General features: G+C 63.8%; 17 protein-coding genes. 4 read left to right on the forward strand and 13 right to left on the reverse strand.

The window, feature by feature from the left end; all coding sequences use genetic code 11:
* Positions 1 to 68: 68 nt before the first annotated feature.
* The 5 genes from HMPREF2682_RS05055 to HMPREF2682_RS05075 all read right to left on the reverse strand — a co-directional run bounded on the left by HMPREF2682_RS05055 (position 69) and on the right by HMPREF2682_RS05075 (position 4099).
* Positions 69 to 719, reverse strand: a complete 651-nt coding sequence (locus HMPREF2682_RS05055) for a cation diffusion facilitator family transporter (RefSeq protein WP_049347144.1) — start codon at positions 717 to 719, stop codon at positions 69 to 71.
* On the reverse strand, positions 716 to 1075 hold the full coding sequence (locus HMPREF2682_RS05060) for a Cd(II)/Pb(II)-sensing metalloregulatory transcriptional regulator CmtR (protein WP_005508274.1): 360 nt from the start codon (positions 1073 to 1075) through the stop codon (positions 716 to 718). The genes HMPREF2682_RS05055 and HMPREF2682_RS05060 overlap by 4 nt, the downstream gene beginning before the upstream one ends.
* Before the next feature lie 195 nt (positions 1076 to 1270).
* Positions 1271 to 2362, reverse strand: coding sequence for an LLM class flavin-dependent oxidoreductase (locus HMPREF2682_RS05065; RefSeq protein ID WP_070831948.1), 1092 nt, complete (start codon positions 2360 to 2362; stop codon positions 1271 to 1273).
* A 328-nt stretch (positions 2363 to 2690) separates the two neighbouring features.
* Entirely contained in the window at positions 2691 to 3188 is a 498-nt protein-coding gene (locus HMPREF2682_RS05070; RefSeq protein WP_049338580.1) for a GyrI-like domain-containing protein, read from the reverse strand.
* A complete protein-coding gene (locus HMPREF2682_RS05075) occupies positions 3188 to 4099 on the reverse strand; it encodes an oxygen-dependent tRNA uridine(34) hydroxylase TrhO (RefSeq protein WP_049338579.1) in 912 nt (303 codons plus the stop codon). The genes HMPREF2682_RS05070 and HMPREF2682_RS05075 overlap by 1 nt, the downstream gene beginning before the upstream one ends.
* Positions 4100 to 4357: 258 nt before the next feature.
* On the opposite strand from HMPREF2682_RS05075, the gene HMPREF2682_RS05080 reads away from it, so the two are divergent.
* Complete coding sequence (locus HMPREF2682_RS05080; protein ID WP_070831951.1) at positions 4358 to 7153, forward strand: DEAD/DEAH box helicase; 2796 nt, start codon at positions 4358 to 4360, stop codon at positions 7151 to 7153.
* 51 nt (positions 7154 to 7204) lie between these two features.
* Here HMPREF2682_RS05080 and HMPREF2682_RS05085 read toward each other — a convergent pair whose 3' ends face one another.
* From HMPREF2682_RS05085 to HMPREF2682_RS05105, 5 genes are all read right to left on the reverse strand, one after another.
* On the reverse strand, positions 7205 to 7846 hold the full coding sequence (locus HMPREF2682_RS05085; RefSeq protein WP_246827254.1) for an Rv3654c family TadE-like protein: 642 nt from the start codon (positions 7844 to 7846) through the stop codon (positions 7205 to 7207).
* On the reverse strand, positions 7752 to 8285 hold the full coding sequence (locus HMPREF2682_RS05090; protein ID WP_070634910.1) for a TadE family type IV pilus minor pilin: 534 nt from the start codon (positions 8283 to 8285) through the stop codon (positions 7752 to 7754). The genes HMPREF2682_RS05085 and HMPREF2682_RS05090 overlap by 95 nt, the downstream gene beginning before the upstream one ends.
* An 81-nt stretch (positions 8286 to 8366) precedes the next feature.
* On the reverse strand, positions 8367 to 8996 hold the full coding sequence (locus HMPREF2682_RS05095) for a DUF4244 domain-containing protein (RefSeq protein WP_070691115.1): 630 nt from the start codon (positions 8994 to 8996) through the stop codon (positions 8367 to 8369).
* Positions 8997 to 9124: 128 nt separating this feature from the next.
* A complete protein-coding gene (locus tag HMPREF2682_RS05100; RefSeq protein WP_070691120.1) occupies positions 9125 to 10381 on the reverse strand; it encodes a type II secretion system F family protein in 1257 nt (418 codons plus the stop codon).
* Positions 10382 to 10423: 42 nt separating this feature from the next.
* Positions 10424 to 12004 (reverse strand): TadA family conjugal transfer-associated ATPase, encoded by a 1581-nt coding sequence (locus HMPREF2682_RS05105; protein ID WP_246827255.1) that lies wholly within the window; start codon positions 12002 to 12004, stop codon positions 10424 to 10426.
* Between the two features lie 208 nt (positions 12005 to 12212).
* Between HMPREF2682_RS05105 and HMPREF2682_RS05110 the strand changes: the two genes are divergently transcribed.
* Positions 12213 to 14219, forward strand: coding sequence for a bifunctional 3'-5' exonuclease/DNA polymerase (locus tag HMPREF2682_RS05110; protein ID WP_070831957.1), 2007 nt, complete (start codon positions 12213 to 12215; stop codon positions 14217 to 14219).
* A 113-nt stretch (positions 14220 to 14332) separates the two neighbouring features.
* Here HMPREF2682_RS05110 and HMPREF2682_RS05115 read toward each other — a convergent pair whose 3' ends face one another.
* Both HMPREF2682_RS05115 and nth read right to left on the reverse strand, forming a co-directional pair.
* Positions 14333 to 15163, reverse strand: a complete 831-nt coding sequence (locus HMPREF2682_RS05115; protein ID WP_070831960.1) for an NUDIX hydrolase — start codon at positions 15161 to 15163, stop codon at positions 14333 to 14335.
* A gap of 45 nt (positions 15164 to 15208) precedes the next feature.
* Positions 15209 to 16120 (reverse strand): endonuclease III, encoded by a 912-nt coding sequence (gene nth, locus HMPREF2682_RS05120; protein WP_070831963.1) that lies wholly within the window; start codon positions 16118 to 16120, stop codon positions 15209 to 15211.
* A 145-nt stretch (positions 16121 to 16265) separates the two neighbouring features.
* On the opposite strand from nth, the gene aroQ reads away from it, so the two are divergent.
* Complete coding sequence (gene aroQ / locus HMPREF2682_RS05125; RefSeq protein ID WP_070819336.1) at positions 16266 to 16706, forward strand: type II 3-dehydroquinate dehydratase; 441 nt, start codon at positions 16266 to 16268, stop codon at positions 16704 to 16706.
* A gap of 141 nt (positions 16707 to 16847) precedes the next feature.
* Here the strand turns inward: aroQ and HMPREF2682_RS05130 are convergent, their stop codons facing one another.
* A complete protein-coding gene (locus tag HMPREF2682_RS05130; RefSeq protein ID WP_070819335.1) occupies positions 16848 to 18026 on the reverse strand; it encodes a MarP family serine protease in 1179 nt (392 codons plus the stop codon).
* A 494-nt stretch (positions 18027 to 18520) separates the two neighbouring features.
* Between HMPREF2682_RS05130 and HMPREF2682_RS05135 the strand changes: the two genes are divergently transcribed.
* Complete coding sequence (locus HMPREF2682_RS05135) at positions 18521 to 19198, forward strand: Crp/Fnr family transcriptional regulator (protein WP_005504653.1); 678 nt, start codon at positions 18521 to 18523, stop codon at positions 19196 to 19198.
* Positions 19199 to 19266 lie beyond the last annotated feature (68 nt).

Consider the following 19266-nt stretch of genomic DNA (forward strand, 5'->3'; position numbering starts at 1 on the left):
CATGTAGAGCGGGTTTTCGTAGCGCATGTCTGGGTTGCAGCACTGGCTCTTCATCGTCGGGTGACGGGTTAGTCGTCCTCGTCTTCGAGGTCCTCTAGCACTTCGAACGGCGACTCGACGTCGCCGCGCCAGGCCTCCAGGCCTTCGCGCACCGCGAGCACCGCCACGACCAGCGCCGCGACCGAGTCAGCCCACCACCAGCCGAACAGGCTGTCGAGGACGAGGCCGATGAACACTGCACCGGAGAGGTAGATACACAGGATGAGCTGCTTGGCGTCGGCCATCACGCTCTTGGAGCCCAGCTCCCGCCCGGTGCGGACCTCAATCCACGCCAGCAGAGGCATGACGACCAGGCTCAGCGCGGTGATACCGAGACCCAGCGGGCTGCGGTCGGGGCCCTCCTGGCCGACCAGGGCTAGCACCGCGTCGATTGAGACGTAGGCCGCCAGCGCGAAGAACGCGATACCGATGGCCTTGACGGTGACCGTTTCCCACCGCTCAGGGTCCTTGCGGGTGAACTGCCAGGTGATGGCCGCGGCCGAGAGTACCTCGACAACCGAGTCGAGCCCGAAGCCAATGAGCGCCGCGGACGAGGCGAGGACGCCTGCCCAGACTGCGACGATTGCCTCGATTACGTTGTACGTGATCGTGAAGCCGACGATGAAGCGGACGCGCCGGTGCAGCATCGCGCGGCGCGCGGTGGTCAGGGTCTCGCTCATGCTCCCGCCGCCGTTCCACAGCAGCCCGACACCGAGCATGCCGGGTCGATGCACGGCGCGGCCTCGTCCACCGCGAGCGTGACGTCGATTAGGGACGTCAGTGCCGCGGCGAGGTGCGGGTCGGCGATCTCGTAGCGCGTCTGGCGGCCCTCGGGCTCGGCGACGACGATTCCGCAATCGCGCAGGCAGGTCAGGTGGTTGGACACGTTCGAGCGGGTCAGCTCCAGCTCGCGCGAGAGCACGGCTGGATAGCTCGGGCCGCTGAGGAGGGTCATCAGAATCCGGGAACGTGTCGGGTCGGCCATGGCGCGGCCGAGCCGGTTCATGACGTCGAGGTGTGAAGCAATAGTCAGCATACGATGACTATACAGTGATAACTGACCAATTGTCCACTTGTGCGGGCTGCCGCACGTGCTCCGCGCCCTTGCCCTCGGGAGGCGGCAGAGTTCGCGCTCATCAGCGACCACCGCCCATCACGGAAGCGACGGCGGCACGCTGGCGCGAAACCCTGCTAGCGCAGAAGGTTCTGCGGAGTCTTCACCTCAGGGGCTTTACTTGGTGGTCAGCGCGGGCTTGACCTCCTTCACGATTGCCTCAAGCATCTTCAGGTTGAAGTCCACACCCAGCTGGTTCGGGATGGTCAGCAGCACGGTGTCCGCCGCCTGAACCGCCTCGTCACGTGCGAGCTCTTCGGCAATATCCGCCGGATCACCAATGTAGCTGCGACCAAAACGGGAGAAGCTGTTGTCAATAATGCCAGTGTAGTCCTGCCAGTCCTCCGCGGCGCGGCGACCGAAGTAGCGTGCCGAGGTTTCGTCGATAACGGGCAGCACCGAGCGGGACACCGAAACACGCGGAACACCCGAATTGCCCGCCTTCACCCACTCGGAGCGGAAAAGGCGAATCTGCTGCGCCTGCTGCTGATCGAAGGGAATGCCCCTATCTTCCAGCATCAGGGTTGAAGACATGAGATTCAGACCCTTCTGCGCGGTCCACACGGCGGTGCTATCGGTGCCCGCGCCCCACCAGATGCGCTCGCGCAGACCCGGCGACTGCGGCTGGACGGGGGCGTACTTGCCCGCCACACGGGCACTGGGCGCCATACCCTCACCCTCGATTGCCTTGAGGAAAATGTCGAGGTGGCGGCGCGCCATGTCGCTCTCGTTTTCGCCTTCTGCCGGGTAGTAGCCGAAGCTCTCAAAGCCACGGATAACGGATTCGGGCGAGCCGCGGGAGACGCCAAGCTGCAGTCGACCCGCCGCAATAAGGTCTGCCATGGCGGCAAGTTCAGCCATGTAGAGCGGGTTTTCGTAGCGCATGTCAATCACACCGGTGCCGAGCTCGATGCGTTCGGTCTTGGCGGCGATTGCGGAGAGCAGCGGGTAGGGGGTTGCCTGCTGCTGGTCGAAGTGGTGCACGCGGAAGAACGCGCCGTCCAGTCCGATGTCTTCGGCACCTACGGCGAGGTCGATTGCCTGGTGCAGGGATTCTGCGGCGGAGGGCACGCGGGAGCCGGGGACCTCAGCCCAGTGGCCGAAGGAGAGGAAGCCGAGCTTCTTCTCGTCGCCGTGCATGGGTTCGAGGTGGCTGATGCGGATGGACTCGTCGAGCTGCGGGGTGCCGGGGTTGGTGGGGGTGCTCATTGTTTTTTCCTTTGCGGGTTGCGCCCGGGTTCGTGTAGTGCCGGGCTGGTGGTTTAAATCTAAACCCAAATACTTTACATGTCAAGTATTTTGTTTCGGAGTATTACACACAGAGCACCACTCCCCTTTCGCCGCACACCTCACCCGCCCGCACGCCTCACCCGCCTGCACACCCCACCCACCCGGCGCACACATACCGCCACAAAATGCTGACGCAAAATATAGCCGAAAAGGGCACAGAAAAGCCCGGCGGCACGAACGCATCGCACCACCGGGCCCTTCTACTCAACAGCTAAAACTGCAACTACAACGGCAGAAACAAACTGCCCTAGGAACGCTTCGCCAGCGGAACCCACAGCTCCATACGGTAATCAGCCGCCTGCATATCGCCGCGACCGTACACCTCAAGACCACCCACCGGGCGGTACTGCGGATTCTTCGCGAAGAACGCCTCCTCAAAGCTCGCAAAGCCAGCCGGAATGGACTCCGAAATCGGGCCGGTCACCTCAACCACCGCATAGGTGCTCGCAGGCAACTCCAGCACGCCCAGACCAAGCTTCGCCGCGCTCGCCGGCTCCGAAACTAGGAAGCCCGCCGTGTAGCGGACCTGCCCCTTCGGGTTCGGCTGAGTGCACACGCCCAGGTACTGGGTCACGTTCAGAACATCCAGCATCGCCGGGGACGCCTTCTGATTCAGCTCATCCCACAGCGAGGAGAAGTCGCCGTCCAGGGGGAACACCTGCGAAACGCCGGCAACGACCATCGCCGGGTGCTCCTCAATGCGAGGTTCAGAAATCTGAACCGCGCCGCCCTTAGCGGCTGCCATTAGGCGTTCGCCTCAGCTGCTTCGCGGTCCACCGAGCACTCGGGCACGCAATGACGCTTCGCGTCATCAGCTGCGCACTCGGGGCAGAGCAGAACCAGCTCACGGCAGTTCTCGTTAGAGCAGTTCTCGAACTTGTTCGAGGGGGCGCCGCACTGTTCGCACTTGCCGATGGTGACGGTGTCCGGGGTGAACTCCATGTGCATGCGCTTGTCAAAGACGTAGAGCGAGCCTTCCCAGAGTTCCTTATCGCCGTACTTCTCGCCGTAGCGCACGATGCCGCCGTCGATCTGGTAGATCTCCTTGAAGCCGCGGTTCTTCATGAGCGCGGAGAGAATCTCGCAGCGAATACCACCGGTGCAGTAGGTGACGACCGGCTTATCCTTAATGTGATCGTACTTGCCGGACTCAATCTCGCGAATGAAGTCGTGGGTGGTGCGCACGTCGGGAACGATAGCGTTCTTGAACTTGCCAATCTTCGCCTCGAATGCGTTACGGCCGTCGAAGAAGACCACTTCGTCGCCGCGCTCTTCAACAAGCTTGTTAACCTCTTCAGGCTTCAGGTGCACGCCGCCGCCAACGACGCCGTTCTCGTCCACCTGTAGCTCGTCGGGAGCACCGAAAGCCACAATCTCGTCGCGTGCCTTCACGGACAGACGGGGGAAGTCCTCCGCGCCACCCTCGGACCACTTGAACTCCATGTTCTTGAAGCCGGGGTACTTGCGGGTTTCCTTGGTGTACGCCTTGACCGCGTTGATTTCGCCGCCGAGGGTGCCGTTAATGCCGTGCTTGGAAATGAGGATGCGCCCGCGCAGGCCGAGCTTCTCGCAGAGGGCACGCTGCCAGAGCATGACCGCCTGCGGATCGGCGATGGGGGCGAACTGGTAATACAGAATAATCTTATTTTGAGCCACGAAACTATTTTATCGTCATATACGCCTAAAGTATGCAGATTTTTTGATATGTGCGCGCTGACTACGGGGTCGGCAGTACAGAAGCGGTACTGGGGCGGTTCTGGGACAGGATTAGGGCGGGGTTAGGTTAGGGGGCTAGGCCCGGGGTCAGGGCAGGATCCGAGCGGGTTCGGAGCCGGATTCGGAGCCGGATTCGGAGCCGGCGTTCAGGGTAGCGCGTGACCGGCGGCAGGTCGGGTTTTAGCCCGCCGCTCTACAATGGAACCCATGCCGCACAGCACCTCCCCGCAGAACGCCAACCAGCACCCCGAACAGTTGCCCGCACACCCGCACGAGCAGGGGCAGTCTGCGGCGCACCCAAAAACGCCGCGCTACCGCGAGCTACCCGCGAGCGCACAGCAGGTACTGGCGTCCCTGTTGCCGGAGGCGGCACGCACCGGAACCTTGCCCGAGCAGGTGACCCATATTCACACCATTGCCGCCAGGGAGGCGAGCTACGCGCCGTGGCCGCAGTGGTTGCATCCGCGCGTGGTGGAGGCCTTCGAATCGCTCGGCATTGCCGAGCCCTACGCCCACCAGGTGCAGGCGGCGAACGCCGCCCACGCGGGTCTTGATGCGGCGCTGGCGGCGAGTGCGGCGCGCTACGGCTGGCAGGCGGGGCGCATTGAGGCTGAGCGGGTTGAAGCTGAGCGTCTTGAGCCTGGGCGCATTGAAGCACCGGCTCCCGCGCACGCCGAAGACGCGAAGAGCACCGGCAGCGGCGGGCACGTGATTGTGGCGACTGGCACCGCCTCGGGCAAGACCCTGAGCTACCTGATGCCCACCCTGGACGCTATTTATCGTGCATCCTGTGGCGAGCCGGTGAGCTCAACTTCCGCGTATTCGGTGGCAGAAAACCTCAATAATAGAGCGAACGTTCTCTACATTTCACCGGCGAAGGCACTCTCCGCCGACCAGCTCACCGCCCTCACCTCCTACAACCTACCCGGACTCCACGCGGCAAGCTACGACGGCGACACCCCCACCGGCGAACGCCGCTGGATCCGCGAACACGCCAACTTCATCCTCACCACCCCGGACATGCTCAACTACTCAATCCTGAGCAACCACCGGCAGTGGGCATCCTTCCTGCGCGGGCTGCGCTACGTGGTGCTCGACGAGGCGCACAGCTACCGCGGCGTTTTCGGTGCACACATCGCCAACCTGCTGCGCCGCCTGCGCCGCGTCTGCGCGCTCTACCGCACCGTGCCCGTGTTCTACGGCGCCTCCGCAACCAGCTCCAACCCGGTCGAGTCTTTCTCCAAGCTCATCGGCGTGCCGCAGCAGGCGGTCACCGCCGTTACCGAGTCCACCTCCGCACGCGGTGAAACCACCGTCGCGCTCTGGGAGCCCGAATTCATGCCGCCCAAGGCGCACGATCAGCTCGCCAAGGGCGCCCGCAGCACCCAGCAGCAGGCGGTCCAGTCGAAGGCTGAGCAGGAGGCGCCGCGCCGTGTCTCCCCCGTGGAGCAGGGCGCGCAAATGCTCACCGACCTGGTGCTTTCCCGCACCCGCTCCCTGGTTTTCGCCGGTTCGCGCCGCAGCGTAGAAATCCTCTCTCAGAAAACCCAACGCTACCTCGACGAGGTGGAGGCGGGTCTCTCCCACCGCGTCGCCGCATACCGCGCCGGGTACACCCCCGAAGAGCGCCGCGAACTCGAACGCAAACTCCGCAACGGCGAACTGCTCGGCCTGGCGAGCACCTCCGCCCTGGAACTGGGCATCGACATCTCCGGACTGGACGCGGTCATCGTGGCGGGCTGGCCGGGTACCCGCGCCTCCTTCATGCAGCGCGTGGGCCGCGCGGGCCGAAGCGGTCAGGATGCGCTCGCTGTACTCATCGCCGACGACAACCCGCTCGACACCTACCTGGTGCACCACCCGGAGGCAATCTTCGGGCAGGAGGTTGAGGCGACTGTTTTCGACCCGACGAACCCGTACGTGCTCTCCCCGCAGCTGTGCGCCGCCGCGCAGGAGGCGCCCATCCGCACCGAAGAGCTAAGCCTGTTCGGACCGCACACCGCCGCACTGCTGGACCGACTGGTACAGCAGGGATACCTGCGTCGCCGCCCGGACGGCTGGTACTGGACGCACGCCGAATCCGCCGCCGACCTGGTCGATATCCGCGGCACCGGCGGCGGACCCTACCAGCTCATCGACACCGAAGACGGCACCCTGGTTGGCACCATGGACGCCGCACACGCCATGAGCCAGGGGCACCCGGGCGCAATCTACATTCACCAGAGCGCGCAGTACGTGGTCGAGTCCCTCAGCGAGGGCGAGCGCGTGATTCTGCTCAGCCGCGTCTACCCGGACTACTACACGCGCGCCGTTGAGAGCACCGAGGTGCGTATTCTGGCGGAGCGTGCGCGGGTTAGTTACGGTGCGCAGAATGTTGGGGAAGCGGTTCCCAGCGAGCTTGCTCCCGAAATCTCAATCCCCGAAACCGACGCGCAGCAGCTCGCCCCGCTCACCATGCACCGCGGGCAGGTTCAGGTCACCGACCAGGTCACCGGATACCGGCGCTTCTCCGTCTACGGCGGCGAATACCTGGGCGAAGAAGCGCAACCCATGCCGCCGGAAGTGCTCATGACCGAGGCGGTCTGGTTCACCTTCGAGCCCAGCTACCTATTCGGCGCGGGCGTAACCGAAGAGGACGGCCCCGGCACCCTGCACGCCGCCGAGCACGCCGCCATCGGACTGCTGCCGCTCATCGCCACCAGCGACCGCTGGGATTTGGGTGGACTCTCCACGCTGCTTCACGTGGACACCGGCAGGCCCACCATTTTCGTCTACGACGCCGCACCCGGCGGCGCGGGCATTAGCGAGCGCGGCTTCAACGCGGTTGCGCAGTGGCTGAGCGCCACCCTTGAAGCAATCGAAAGCTGCGGATGCGAAAACGGTTGCCCCTCCTGCGTGCACTCGCCCAAATGCGGCAACCGCAACGAGCCGCTCAGCAAACACGGCGCGCGGGCGCTGCTGACGGCAATGTTGCGGAGTATGGCGGAGGTGTAGGAACACAGGTCACGCAAGCTGGGATGACAACTCCCGGTGAGCGCAAAAAGCCTAGTCGGTGGGGTTTTCTGGGTCGACTGGGCCTTCCGGATCGGGAGATTCGGGCACCGAGTCCCGCTCGGCTCCCAGCTCTTCCTCCAGCTCGGCAACCTCATCGGGGCTCAGCTCCTCCGCGTCCCCCGCCGCCGCGCGCTCTTCTTCGGGAAGCTCTTCCTCGGGGGACTCAGCCCCGGCGCGGGCACGCACCCTCGCCGGGCCCAGCATGCCCATGGGTCCTGCGACGGGGACGGCGACCGTCACCTCCACCGTTTCGGGGCGATCCGGAAACGTGCAGGATTCCAGGTGCGCGCCGTGGCGTTCGGCAAGGTCCGCTGCGACCGCGCACGGGTCGCCCTCTGTGAGCCCGCGGTAGGCATCCGCCGCCGCGAGCGCACTCAAATCGGCGGCGGCGGACGCCCTGCGATTCGCAGAAACCACCCCGATGAGCCCGGCAATTACCACGGTCAGCACCAGCAGCGCGGCAATAATGGCGAGGGCGAGGACGGTGCCGCTACCCTCTTCGGGTTGCTCTTCCGCGGAGCAGGCGAGAACCGAGCTTTTATTCACCATCATTGCCGATGCTTTCTTCACTGTCAGCGCTTTCCTGAGCGCCAGTGCCTTCTTGACTGCCAGCACCACCTTCAACGCGGGCATGGGCGTCCGCTCGCAGTACCCAGCCGGTCGTCGAGCCAATCACGCCGGGGGCGGGGCGGCTCACCCGCACGTGCACCTGCCGGGCGCGCCCCTCCCCTGCATCAACTGCGCTATCAGGAGAAACGGAAATCTGCACACTCTGCGCCGGGTCGATGCGACTGACGGCGGAGCGAATCTGCGCCTCGGAGTCTCCGCGGGCGGCGGCGCGGGCAGCCGTTCGCGCGGATTCCTCCACCTTGAGCTGCGCAACCCCCGTGGAGGCGGCGCCCAGGCAGAGGGCGAGCACCACCGTCACGGCGGGTAGGGCGACCGCAAATTCGGCGGTGATGACACCCTCTTCTGCGGCGTCCTCGTGCGGGGTATCGGGCACCGATTCCGCCCCGGTTTTACCTGCGGATTGAGCATGCCACCAAGCACCCAAATTCACATGAGCATTCATTCTTTATTCCTCCTTTCTTGCCTCATTTTTCGGGGTGCATAGCACCTAGAGCAAAACTCCACGATGGAATTTTCAAAAGCGCTAGAGCAGTCCCGTATTGCCCGCAATAGACAGCGCATTACGCACAATATCCAGGAGCATGGAACGCACCTCATCGGACTTGAGAATCAGCACCAGCAGACCAGCAAAGCCGACCGCCGCAAGCATCACAATGCCGTACTCCGCGGTGGAGGCGCCCTCCTCCGGATCACCCGCCGGGGCATACTCAGCGGGCGTCTTTTCATCGCCTTCAGCAGGCACGTATTCGGCACAGCCGGGCGCGTGCTCACCCAGGCTGCGGCAGGTGGCGCCGCATTCGTCCAGGGTGCAGCCCTCGGCGAGCGCTCGGGCAATGGTCAGCGCCTGCTCGGGGCTCAGGCGGTCAGTGTTCATATCCATCTCCATTTCGGCGGGGTCAATCCTAGGGCCGGCATGCTTCTGCTCAGCGCCGGTGAAAAGTTCAACATCGGTAAAAAGCTCGGGGCATTCTTCGCGCAGCTGCTTCATGGTGGTTGCAATGGCAACGGACAGCGGTACGGGACCCAGAATGGTCTGCGCTTCAGCACCGGGTGCGTGAGCCTGAATTTCACGCGGTGCGCCGACCGGGGCAGTAATCGGGGCATCGCCCGGGTGCAGGTCGTGGCGGATTGCTTCGCAGAGGGTGTTCGTCATTGGTTTTCCTTTCGTTGCGCCCCGGTCATTCGGGGCGGGGTGGGTGCTCTTCTGCCTTCGAGGCGCAGAGCGAGGGTCTAAACTTTTCGGCATTTCAGCTAGTCAACAGCGCTTATGGGCTTGGTTCTTTAGCCAGTCAGCGTGGGTAGCAGCGAAATGAGGATGGGCACAATACCCAGGCAGATAAAGGCGGGTAGCGAACACAGCCCGAGGGGCACCACGAGCGCCACGGAGAGCCTTCCTGCGGCACGTTCTGCCGCGCGGCGCTCGCTGAGGCGGTGCGCATCGGCGAGGGAGAGCAGTAGCGCAGTGCTGGGTGCGCCGCCCGTGTAGGCGGGGGCGAGCGCATCCCGCAGCTCACCGAAGGTTCCCGCCGCGGAGCCCGACCAGGCGCTCCCCCAACCGCTGCCCATCTGTAGGCGCTGGCAGACCGTGTGTAGCGGTCGGCTGTTGAGCGCCTCGGCGAGGGTGCCCAGGGCGGCGAGCGGTGCGAGCCCGGCGCGTAGTTGCGCGGCGAGTAGTTCCAGCACGAGGGCGGTATCGACGGGCGGCACGTTCGAGGTTTGTTCGGCTCCACTACTTGCCGCGCTCTCCACCTCAGCCCGATGCACGAGCACGGCGGTCCAGCGTCGCCCGGCAAAGGCGAGCCCCAACCCGAGCAAGCCGGTAAGCGCCCCGAGAATGGAGCCGGTCAACACGCCCACGGGGTCGCTTCCCATGAGCACACCCAGACCCAGGCCGAGCAACGGCAGCCAGGAGAGGATTCTGCCGGTGGCGCGCGGTGCGGCGAGGGCGCTCTGCCTACCCAGGAGCGCGTCAATGCGTTCTTCGGCGTGTTCGGCGGCGCGTTCCAGGCTCGTGGCGAGCGGCGCGCCGGCGCTCTCACTCATACGAAGGCTCAGCTGCAGGTCGTGCAGGCGCTCGCGACTGTGCGGGCGCATCCGGGCGCTGTTTTCGAGCAGTTGGGCGCAGGCGAGGTGCGCTGGGGCACCCCAGGAGGTGACCGTGGCGAGCGCCTGCGTGAAGCGGCGAATATCTTCGGCGCACCGCTTCTGCCCGTAGTCTTCGGAGAGCGGCGAGGAGCTTCGCGCTCGTCGGAGTCGGGTGCTTTTCCGGGCGGTTGTTTTCTTTGCGTGCGTTTTCCCCGCACCCTGCACCAGCTCGTTCTCCCCGAACTGCCCGGACTCCCCGAGTTGCCCGGAGCCCGGGTTGGCGTGCACCGCTTCCTGCAGAGGAATACCGGCGCGCAGGCTCAGCGCGAGGGTGCGCAACATGAGCGGCCACATGCGCATTTCCTCGGCACTGGCGGGCCCGGCGATACGCTCAACCCAGCACTCAGCCCAGCGTCCGCGAGGGCTTCCATTACTCTTCTCTTTCTGCTTCATTGCTTCCTCCTTTCACGTTTTCCGTTTCCCCCATTTCGGGGGCTAGTACCCAACATTGGATTCGACAGAAATACGCCTGACCTGCAGGTACTCTTCACTCCCCTGTGTGGCGGGGTGCAGACTGTAGATACCCTCGATGCGGCGGCGACCATCCCGGTGTTCCAGGTGGATAATGCGTTCAAAAGCCGTCGCCGTATGTAGAGCAACCGTTCTACTATCCAGCCCGGCGAGTGCACCCAGGGCGCACAAACGCAGGGGCACCGCCTGCGCGCTATTGGCATGCAGGGTCGTTCCAGCACCGCGGTGACCGGTGTTCATGGCGGTCAGCAGGTGCACCACCTCCGCGCCGCGGCACTCACCGACCACGAGCCGATCCGGGCCCATGCGTAGCGCCTGCACAATGAGCTCACCCAGCCCGATTTCGCCGGCGCCTTCGGAGTTGGCGGCGCGGGTTTTGAGGGCAATAACCTGCTCATGCTGCGGTGCAAGTTCCGGGGTGTCTTCGAGCAAAATGAGGCGCTCCTGCGGCGTGCACAGCCCCAGCAGGGCATTGAGCAGGGTGGTTTTGCCAGTGCCGGTGCCCCCGCTAATGAGGAATCCGCGGCGTTCGGCAATCATGCGGCGCAGGTAGGCGGCGGTCGCCTCATCGCACAGCCCCGCAGCCTGCAGCTGCGCCAGGGTGGGGCGCTCGCGGGCGGGTAGGCGCACGGAGAGCCGGGTGCGTTCGCTCAGCGGCGGGATAATCGCATGGATACGCCTGCCGTGCTCATCGCTAATGTCAGCCGCCGGATGCGCGGCATCCAGCTGCCCGCCGTGCCTGCGGATGAGCCGCTCGGCGAGGTCACGCACGCGCCGCTCATTGCCGAGGCTCAGCGCCACGGGGCGGGTGGTTCCGTTGATGCCCACCCAGATATCACAGGGTGAGTTCACGTAGATATCGGTGATGGTTCCGGCGCGTTGCCCCTCGTCAAGGAGCAGGTCGAGGGCGCCGAGACCGTAGAGTTCCGCGGCGAGGTAGCGCAGCGCGGTCTGCCGGTTGACGGGCACGTATTCCACGCTGGGGTAACTCCAGGAGGCGGGCGCGGGTTGCACCGTTTTGGTGCGGAATTTTCGGGGCTTCATCACATTAGTTCCGCCTGCGCCCGTTCCTTCTGCGTTCGTGTTCCCCAGGTGTCCACCGTCGATGGCGCAGATTGCCTCGTCCACGGCGTTTTCGAGAATCTCGCGGAGGGGCTGGGATTCCTGGAGTAATCCACCGTCCGCAGCACTCGCAGTATTTGCACTGCCCGCGGGGGCTGCACTCCCCGCGGCGATTGCACCCTCTGCGGGCGTACGCTCCCCTACCCTCTCAAACTCAGCATTGAGTCCGCCACCGAACCCGCCACTAAAACCGTTCAGGGCGGTAGCGCTCATCTGCGGCGAGCGCAGAATCAGTTCGCGGGCGTGCAGGGCGACGGCGCGGGCGCGATAGTCTTCGGGAATGAGCAGGGCGGGTAGCGAGTGCGTGCGGGTGTTCTGGACGCCCGTATTCTGTGCGCCCGGCTGATTCACGCCCTGTACGGCACGCGGCGGGCAACCGTTGGGGCTGCCGGGATTGTTGGAGGGGTTCATGGCGGGGTTCATGGCTCTAGGAGAGCATTGCGCCCGCCCCGAATTTTTAAGAGAATGAGCGTTCTGTGGATAACTCCTCTCGCACCCTGAAATATCCACGATGCACGCACCTCAAACGAACAAAACGCACGCATCCGGCGCTTTTATGACAAACCACCCGTAAATTCTGGTGATAACCACGCACCACCCGTTCTACCGGCACATCCTCGATAATGGAAGAATGTACGTTCTGCTCAGTCCTGCCACCGGCGCGGGTATTACCGCCCAGACCGGCACCCCCGCGCACCCGGTCACCTCGGCTATTGCCGCGGGTGCGTCCCCGCGCGGTGCTCAGCCGGTGACCTCGTGGGGTGCTTTTCATTTTTCGGCGCCGACCGCTGAGCAGTTGCAGGACCCGACCTTTATTCCGCGGATTACACGTGCGGATCGGGTGAGTGCGGCGAATCTTCCAGCGTATGTGCGAGAGGTGGAGCGGCAGGCGGCAGATTCGGCGCAGACGCGTTTCCCCCGCTGGATTTGGGCTGATACCCGCCATGTTGACCCGTTGCTTCTGCGCCGCGGGGTGCGGGTGCATCTGTGCCATGATTTGCGTCTGGTGCAGCGGATTTTGGCGACTGCCGCTACGCATCCGAGCGGTTTTGTGGAGTACAGCCCGGTGCTGGATCTTTCTGATGTGCGTGAGGCGGCCGAGCCTCAGGGGTATCTGCCGATGGCGCGGCAGATTCAGGGTCAGGAGGAGCTGTTCGGCCCTGATTTTTTGAGTGCGCCCGCCACCTCTTCCGCCGCACCTGCCGATTCCTCTGCAGATTCCTCCCCCGATTTCCTTGAGGCGGCGCCTCATGAGCCTTTTGCCCCGCAGTTGGCGGCGGGCCCGGTGACTCTGCTGCCGGAGCATCCGGTGGTGCGTGTGCTGATGCGTGAATGGCTGGCACAGGCGCGCGCTATTAGCGAGTCAAGGCACCCGGAGCGGTTGCGTCTTTTGGCGGCGGCTGAATCTGCCGGTGCGTTGGTGGCGGCTGAGATTGGTTATTACGGCATCCCGTTTAATGTGCAGGCGCATCATGAGCATCTGTGCGAGTTGTTGGGTCCGCGTCCGGCGCCTGGTGAGCGTCCGCAGAAGATGCAGGAGTTGGCGGAGCAGATTCAGCGCATGCTGTTTATGCCGTCGTTGAACCCGGATTCGCCGCAGGATCTTTTGCGTGCTTTGCAGTCTGCGGGGGTTTCGGTGAAGTCTACGCGTTCGTGGGAGTTGAAGAGTTGGGCGGATGCGATTCCGGCTCAGCGGCAGAAGCGTTGGGCGCTGGTTGACCCGATTCTTCGTTATAAGAAGCTGTACCGTATTTGGACTGCTAACGGCTGGACGTGGGCTGATACTTGGGTTTCTGAGGGTGCGTTCCGCCCGCATCTTGAGGTGGGTGGCGCCGCGACCGGGCGTTGGGGCGCTTCCGGCGGTGGTGCGTTGCAGCTGCCTGCGGAGATTCGTCAGGCGGTGCAGGCGCCGGAGGGTCAGGTGCTGACGGTGACGGATGGCTCGCAGATTGAGCCGCGTATTTTGGCGGCGTTGAGCCGTGATGAGGCGCTCGCTTCGGCGGGTCGTGGCGCTGACCTGTATGCGGGTATTGCCGAGCTGGCGCGCATGAAGGGTGTGGGTTTGACGGAGCGTTCCCACGCGAAGGTGGGCATGCTGGCGATTATGTATGGCGGTCGCAGCGGTGAGATTGGTGCCCTGTTGCCGCATGTGGCGGCGCTTTTTCCGCAGGCGATGGAGTTTACGGAGCGTGCCGCGCGCATTGGTGAGGCGGGCGGGCAGGTGACGACTTTTTTGGGTCGTACGTCCCCGCCGGTGGATGAGCGTTTCCGTGAGATTGTGGCTGATCGGTCTTCGCCGGCGGCTGAGTCGCGTGCGGTGTCGACTGCGCGTGCGCACGGGCGTATGACCCGCAATTTTATTGTTCAGGGTACGGCGGCTGAGTGGGCTCTGTGCTGGATGGGCGCGGTGCGTTCTCGTCTGCTGTCTGAGCGGATTTTTGGTATGCCGATGCGCACCCGCATTGTGTATTTTTTGCACGATGAGCTTCTGCTGTGCGGTCCTGAGCTGGAGGCGGATCGCGTGGAGCGTATTGTACGTGAGGGTGCTGCGGAGGCGGCGCGTCTGCTCTTCGGTCGGGTGCCGGTTGATTTTCCGGTGTCGGTGGCGCGGGTGCACAACTACGCAGACGGTAAATAATCTGCGGGCGAATAAAGGCAAAAATAGGGGCGGCGGGTAGCTTCGTTCAAGCTACCTGCCGCCCCTATCTACACCTCGTATCTGCAAGTCAGGGACTTATTCCGCGAGAGTCTTTATTCTTCGTAGCCGGGTGCCGGGCGCATCTTTTTCTTGTCCCAGGGCACGGTCCAGCCGAGCGAGTCAAAGATTCGGTCGAGCAGAATCGCGGTGAACCCCCAGACGGTGAATTCTTCGCCGCCGGGCATGCGCACCTCGAAGGCGGGGGTGCGGTGTGAGGTGCGGCCGCGCTTGACGTAGGCGGTGTGCCGGTTGGCGGGGTTGAGCAGGTCGCGCACGGGCACGCGGGCGATGAGCGCGGACTCATTGTGGTCGACGACCTCGACGGGCACGGGGCTGTTCCACCAGCCGATAACGGGGGTGACCATGAAGTTGCTGATGGGCAGCGGCAGGGTGCGCAGCTGGCCGAGGACCTGCACACCGGCGGGGTCGAGCCCGGTTTCTTCGACCGCCTCGCGCAGGGCGGCTATGTGGGCGACGGGTTCGCCGGTGGTTTCGGCGAGCGCGTAGTCTTCGGGGTCGATTTTGCCGCCGGGGAAGGCGGGCTGACCGGCGTGTGAGCGCAGGGTTGTGGCACGCACGAGCAGGAGCACGTCCAGGTCGGCGCTGACGTTGTCGGGGCAGCCGTCAAATTCGCCGGTGGAGGGCGAGTCATCGAGCACGCCGAAGAGAATCAGTACGGCGGCTTCTTTGCTCAGGGGGCTGGCGGGTGCGCTGCGCAACAGGGCTTGGACATCGAATTCCACGCCGCCTTCTGCGAGAGCCGTCAACGCCTGCTGGGCGGGGTGCTGTGCATCCTGCCCCGCCGGTTCGGGTTGCACCTGTTCGGATTGCACCTGTTCGGGTTGCGCCGGTTCGGATTGTACCGATTGCTCGGGTGCGCTCATCTGTGTACCTCTCTTCTGCGCGGATGCATTCCGGTTCAGGTGCCATTAGGCGCTGAGCGGGTAGCCTTCTGCCATGAGTTCGCGGCGGGTTGCGCCCTGCAGGAATCGCAGGTGCAAGTCTTCTCGGCCGGGTGCCATTTCGTATTTCATGAGTTTACGTGCTGCTTGTTCGTTCGTCTCCCCGGCGCCATAGGACGGGCAGAGGTCGGCGACGGGGCATACGCCGCAGGCGGGCTTTTTGGCGTGGCAGATGCGGCGGCCGTGGTAGACCATGCGGTGTGAGAAGAGCGTCCAGTCTTTGCGTTCGATGAGTTCGGCGACGTCTTTTTCGACCGTCTCGGGGGCGTCTGCGGTGGTGAATCCCATGCGGCGGGCGAGGCGGCCGAAGTGGGTGTCTACGGTCAGTCCGGGCACGTCGAAGGCGTTTCCGAGCACCACGTTTGCGGTTTTGCGGCCGACTCCGGCGAGTTCTACGAGCTCTTCGAGGGTTAAGGGGACCTGCCCGTTGTGGCGTTCGACGAGCTGCTGGGAGAGGGTGACGATGGAGCGTGCCTTGGCGCGGTAGAAGCCGAGGGACTGAATGTAGGGTTCGACCTCTTCGGTACGTGCGGAGGCGAGCGCGGCGGCGTCCGGGTAGCGTGCGAAGAGTGCACCGGTGACGGAGTTGACGCGCACGTCGGTGGTTTGTGCCGAGAGCACGGTGGCGATGAGCAGCTCGAAGGGGTTGTCGAAGTCGAGCTCTGCGACGGCGTAGGGGTAGGTTTCACCGAGGATGCGGTTAATCTTGCGGGCGCGGCGCACGGTGGCGAGGTGGCTTTCGGGTGCGCGTGCCTTGAGGCGGCGGGCTGCTGCGGCTGCCTTGAATTCGGGGACGAAGCGAATCTGCAGGAGCGATTCGGCATTCTCTGCCGCGGTGTTCTGTGCGTCTACTTCGGTGCGGATGGCGTTCTCGGTCATAGCGCGAGGTTACCGGGCTTTGGGTGTGTGCGGTAGCGAGGTTCACCGTACTTAGCTCGTGGCGTTTCTCGCCCCTCCCCGTCATTTTCTGGGCAGTTCGCGTCGGCTCCTGCTGTGCGGTCGCTCGCTGTGCCACACTGGTTTTATGTCAGATACGATTTTTGTGCTTAATGGACCGAATTTGAACCTGCTTGGGCAGCGCCGCCCCGAGGTGTACGGCTACACCACTCTGCACGATATTGAGCGTATGGTGCGTGAGCGCGCGGCGGCTCATGGTTTTGATGTTGAGTTTATGCAGTCGAATCATGAGGGTGCGCTGGTGGATGAGATTCAGCGTGCTCGTACCCGTAGTGCGGCGATTATTATCAACCCGGCGGCGTATACGCACACGTCGGTGGCGCTACATGATGCGCTGGAGGCGGCTGAGCTTCCGGTGGTTGAGGTGCATCTGTCGAATGTGCATCGTCGTGAGGAGTTCCGTCATCATTCGTTTGTGTCGCCGCAGGCTACTGCGGTGATTGCCGGTGCGGGCGCATACGGCTACGTTATGGCGGTTGATTTCCTCGCCCAGCATTTGGCGGAATAACCCAGCGCAGCACCTCGCTGAGTAGCAGCACAGCATCTGGGCGGAATAGCCCCGCCTATCCCCCCCCTTGTTAAACAGTTCAGGCTCCCGTCCCTTACTTGAGGGCGGGAGCCTGAACTTTTATCGCTGTCTAGCGGCTAGTTACTTGCGGCAGGATCCGGTGGAGACAGCGGCGGTGTTGTCGCCACCTTCAGCCAGTGCCTGCTTGAGGGTGCTTGCGGTGATGGCGTAGCCGGTCTGGCCGCTGGTTGCCTTGCCGAAGATCACGCCGACCACGTTGCCGTTTTCGTCGAGGACGGGGCCGCCGGAGTTGCCGTGCTGCACGTCGGCTGCCAGCTGGTAGACCTGGCGCATGGCGTTGGCGCGGCCGGTGTCGGCGTCGATGGTCTGGGTGTTGCCGATGCCCTGCACGGTGGCGGGCAGTGCCTTGAACGGGCCGCCCTTGGGGTAGCCCATGAAGGTTACGAGGCTACCTGCGGCGGCGTTGGTGCCGATGTTCAGCGGTTCAAGCGGCAGCTTGGGGACGCTGATGAAGGCGATGTCCTGTTCGCTGTCCATGTAGACGACGGTGCCGGGCCAGGTGCGGCCTCGGGAGTCCTGTACGACCGGGGAGGTCACGCCGGCGACCACGTGGGCGTTGGTGACGACCAGGCCGTTATCGGCGACGAAGCCGGAGCCGGTGGAGGTGTAGCCGCACTGCTCTGCGGCTCCCAGAATCTCAACCACGGAGGCTGCCGCCCGGTCCAGTGCCGCGGATTCTACGGTCTGGGTGGGGGCGCTGGTTTCGGGGGCGATGAGCTGGCTGACTTCGGGAATGGTTCCGAAGGCGAGCACGTCGTTGCGTACCGTGTTGATGCGGTCCTTGACGACCTCGGGGGTGGAGGCGACCATCCAGGAGAGGGTCTTGGATTCGCTGAGCACGGTGTTGAGCTGCGGGATGGGCACGGTGCGCATGGAGATGGTCAGCACGACCATGACCAGGGCGCAGGCGGCGAGGTTCAGCACTCCGCCGAAGAAGCGTTCAATGCCCTTGAGCGGGGTAATGTCGGTGACGCGGCGGATGGTGCGTCCGGCGACGAGGCCGAGCCACTGTCCGATGGTCAGGCAGATGATGAGCACACCGACGGCGGTAATGAGGCTCCACTGGGATCCCACGGAGGCGACGGCGAGGGGCACGAGCCAGGCTGCAGCGCAGACGCCCAGGCCCAGGCCGAGGAAGGTTCCGAGGGTGGTGAAGAATCCGCTGCGGACTCCGGCGAGGAAGTAGAGCAGCAGAATGATGGGGATAGCAATATCAAGCAGGTTGATGCCGGTCGTCACGACTAATTGCCTCCTTGGTGGGTAGAAGTGGTCACGGTGTGCGCATTGTGGTTGGTGCGGGCTGTGCCCGGTGAGTGTGGTGGCACGCTGTACCCTGCGGCGGGCGTGACGGGCGGTTCCGGGGTTGTTGAGACCGGGTTCTGCCTCGTCGCATCGTACCGCGTGTGGAGGCGGTGCGCCTCCTTGTCATGAGGGTTTGTCATGAGGGTGTCAGCGTGCTTGGTACCGAAAAAGTACACACCTGGATGCTTGATATTAGGTGCTGAACCTGTGGGTAAGCTTTGAATTTTCTCGAAAGAAATAACTTTTGCTGTAAAGCGCCCTATATCGGAATGCATAAAGCGCTTTTTTAGGGTACGCTCATATCAGTTGAATATGTCACACTAGCTTGAGCCTTCTCACATTTCAGATGTTGAGACGCATGACACCGGTTCGGGCTCACTCACTGAACATTTACGAGCTTCGGCTCATCACCTCATATCTAGGAGAACTTTATGGATCTCGAGATCCTCCGTCGTACCCCTCTCTTTGCTAACCTCGACGATGCAGCTTTCGCTCTGCTGACCGATGACATTCAGGAGATTGACCTCTCCCGCAACGCTGTCCTCTTCTACGAGGGTGACCAGGATGACCAGCTCTTCGCTGTGCTCTCCGGTAAGGTCAAGCTGGGCCGCACCGCCGCTGACGGCCGCGAGAACATGGTCGCGATTATGGGTCCCGGTGACGTTTTCGGCGAGATGGCTCTCTTCGATCCTTCGCCCCGTTCGACCAATGCTGTGGCTGTTTCTGAGACCCGCTTGGCTGCCATCAAGCACGAGTCCTTCAAGCGTGCACAGCAGCTGGATCCTTCGATTTCCGATCAGGTTATTAAGACTCTGGCTCGCCGCCTGCGCCACGCTAACGAGGCACTGGCTGACCTGGTCTTCTCCGACGTTCCCGGCCGCCTCGCCAAGGCGCTGCTGGACCTAGCTGACCGCTTCGGCCGCCCGGCAACCGACGGCGTGCTCGTTGCTCACGAGCTGACCCAGGAAGAGCTGGCACAGCTGGTTGGCGCATCCCGCGAGACCGTGAACAAGGCTCTTGCCGAGTTCGTTTCTCGTGGCTGGATCCGCCTGGAGGCACGCGCGGTGGTCATTCTGGACCTGCCCCGCCTGCGCCAGCGTTCCCGCTAAAGACGCACGACTTAAAAAGATCAGGAGCCGTTTCCCTCTGCATGGGGAAACGGCTCCTGATTTCTTTA

The sequence above is a fragment of the Rothia sp. HMSC061D12 genome, from assembly GCF_001836735.1.
GTDB lineage: Bacteria > Actinomycetota > Actinomycetes > Actinomycetales > Micrococcaceae > Rothia.

Coding starts and splice junctions, on each gene's coding strand:
- HMPREF2682_RS05060 (WP_005508274.1), bottom strand. CDS start 1,075: ATGCTGACTATTGCTTCACACCTCGACGTCATGAACCGGCTCGGCCGC.
- HMPREF2682_RS05055 (WP_049347144.1), bottom strand. CDS start 719: ATGAGCGAGACCCTGACCACCGCGCGCCGCGCGATGCTGCACCGGCGC.
- aroQ (WP_070819336.1), top strand. CDS start 16,266: ATGTCAGATACGATTTTTGTGCTTAATGGACCGAATTTGAACCTGCTT.
- HMPREF2682_RS05090 (WP_070634910.1), bottom strand. CDS start 8,285: ATGAATGCTCATGTGAATTTGGGTGCTTGGTGGCATGCTCAATCCGCA.
- nth (WP_070831963.1), bottom strand. CDS start 16,120: ATGACCGAGAACGCCATCCGCACCGAAGTAGACGCACAGAACACCGCG.
- HMPREF2682_RS05095 (WP_070691115.1), bottom strand. CDS start 8,996: ATGACGAACACCCTCTGCGAAGCAATCCGCCACGACCTGCACCCGGGC.
- HMPREF2682_RS05100 (WP_070691120.1), bottom strand. CDS start 10,381: ATGAAGCAGAAAGAGAAGAGTAATGGAAGCCCTCGCGGACGCTGGGCT.
- HMPREF2682_RS05110 (WP_070831957.1), top strand. CDS start 12,213: ATGTACGTTCTGCTCAGTCCTGCCACCGGCGCGGGTATTACCGCCCAG.
- HMPREF2682_RS05080 (WP_070831951.1), top strand. CDS start 4,358: ATGGAACCCATGCCGCACAGCACCTCCCCGCAGAACGCCAACCAGCAC.
- HMPREF2682_RS05105 (WP_246827255.1), bottom strand. CDS start 12,004: ATGAACCCCGCCATGAACCCCTCCAACAATCCCGGCAGCCCCAACGGT.
- HMPREF2682_RS05085 (WP_246827254.1), bottom strand. CDS start 7,846: ATGCCCGCGTTGAAGGTGGTGCTGGCAGTCAAGAAGGCACTGGCGCTC.
- HMPREF2682_RS05135 (WP_005504653.1), top strand. CDS start 18,521: ATGGATCTCGAGATCCTCCGTCGTACCCCTCTCTTTGCTAACCTCGAC.
- HMPREF2682_RS05115 (WP_070831960.1), bottom strand. CDS start 15,163: ATGAGCGCACCCGAGCAATCGGTACAATCCGAACCGGCGCAACCCGAA.
- HMPREF2682_RS05070 (WP_049338580.1), bottom strand. CDS start 3,188: ATGGCAGCCGCTAAGGGCGGCGCGGTTCAGATTTCTGAACCTCGCATT.
- HMPREF2682_RS05065 (WP_070831948.1), bottom strand. CDS start 2,362: ATGAGCACCCCCACCAACCCCGGCACCCCGCAGCTCGACGAGTCCATC.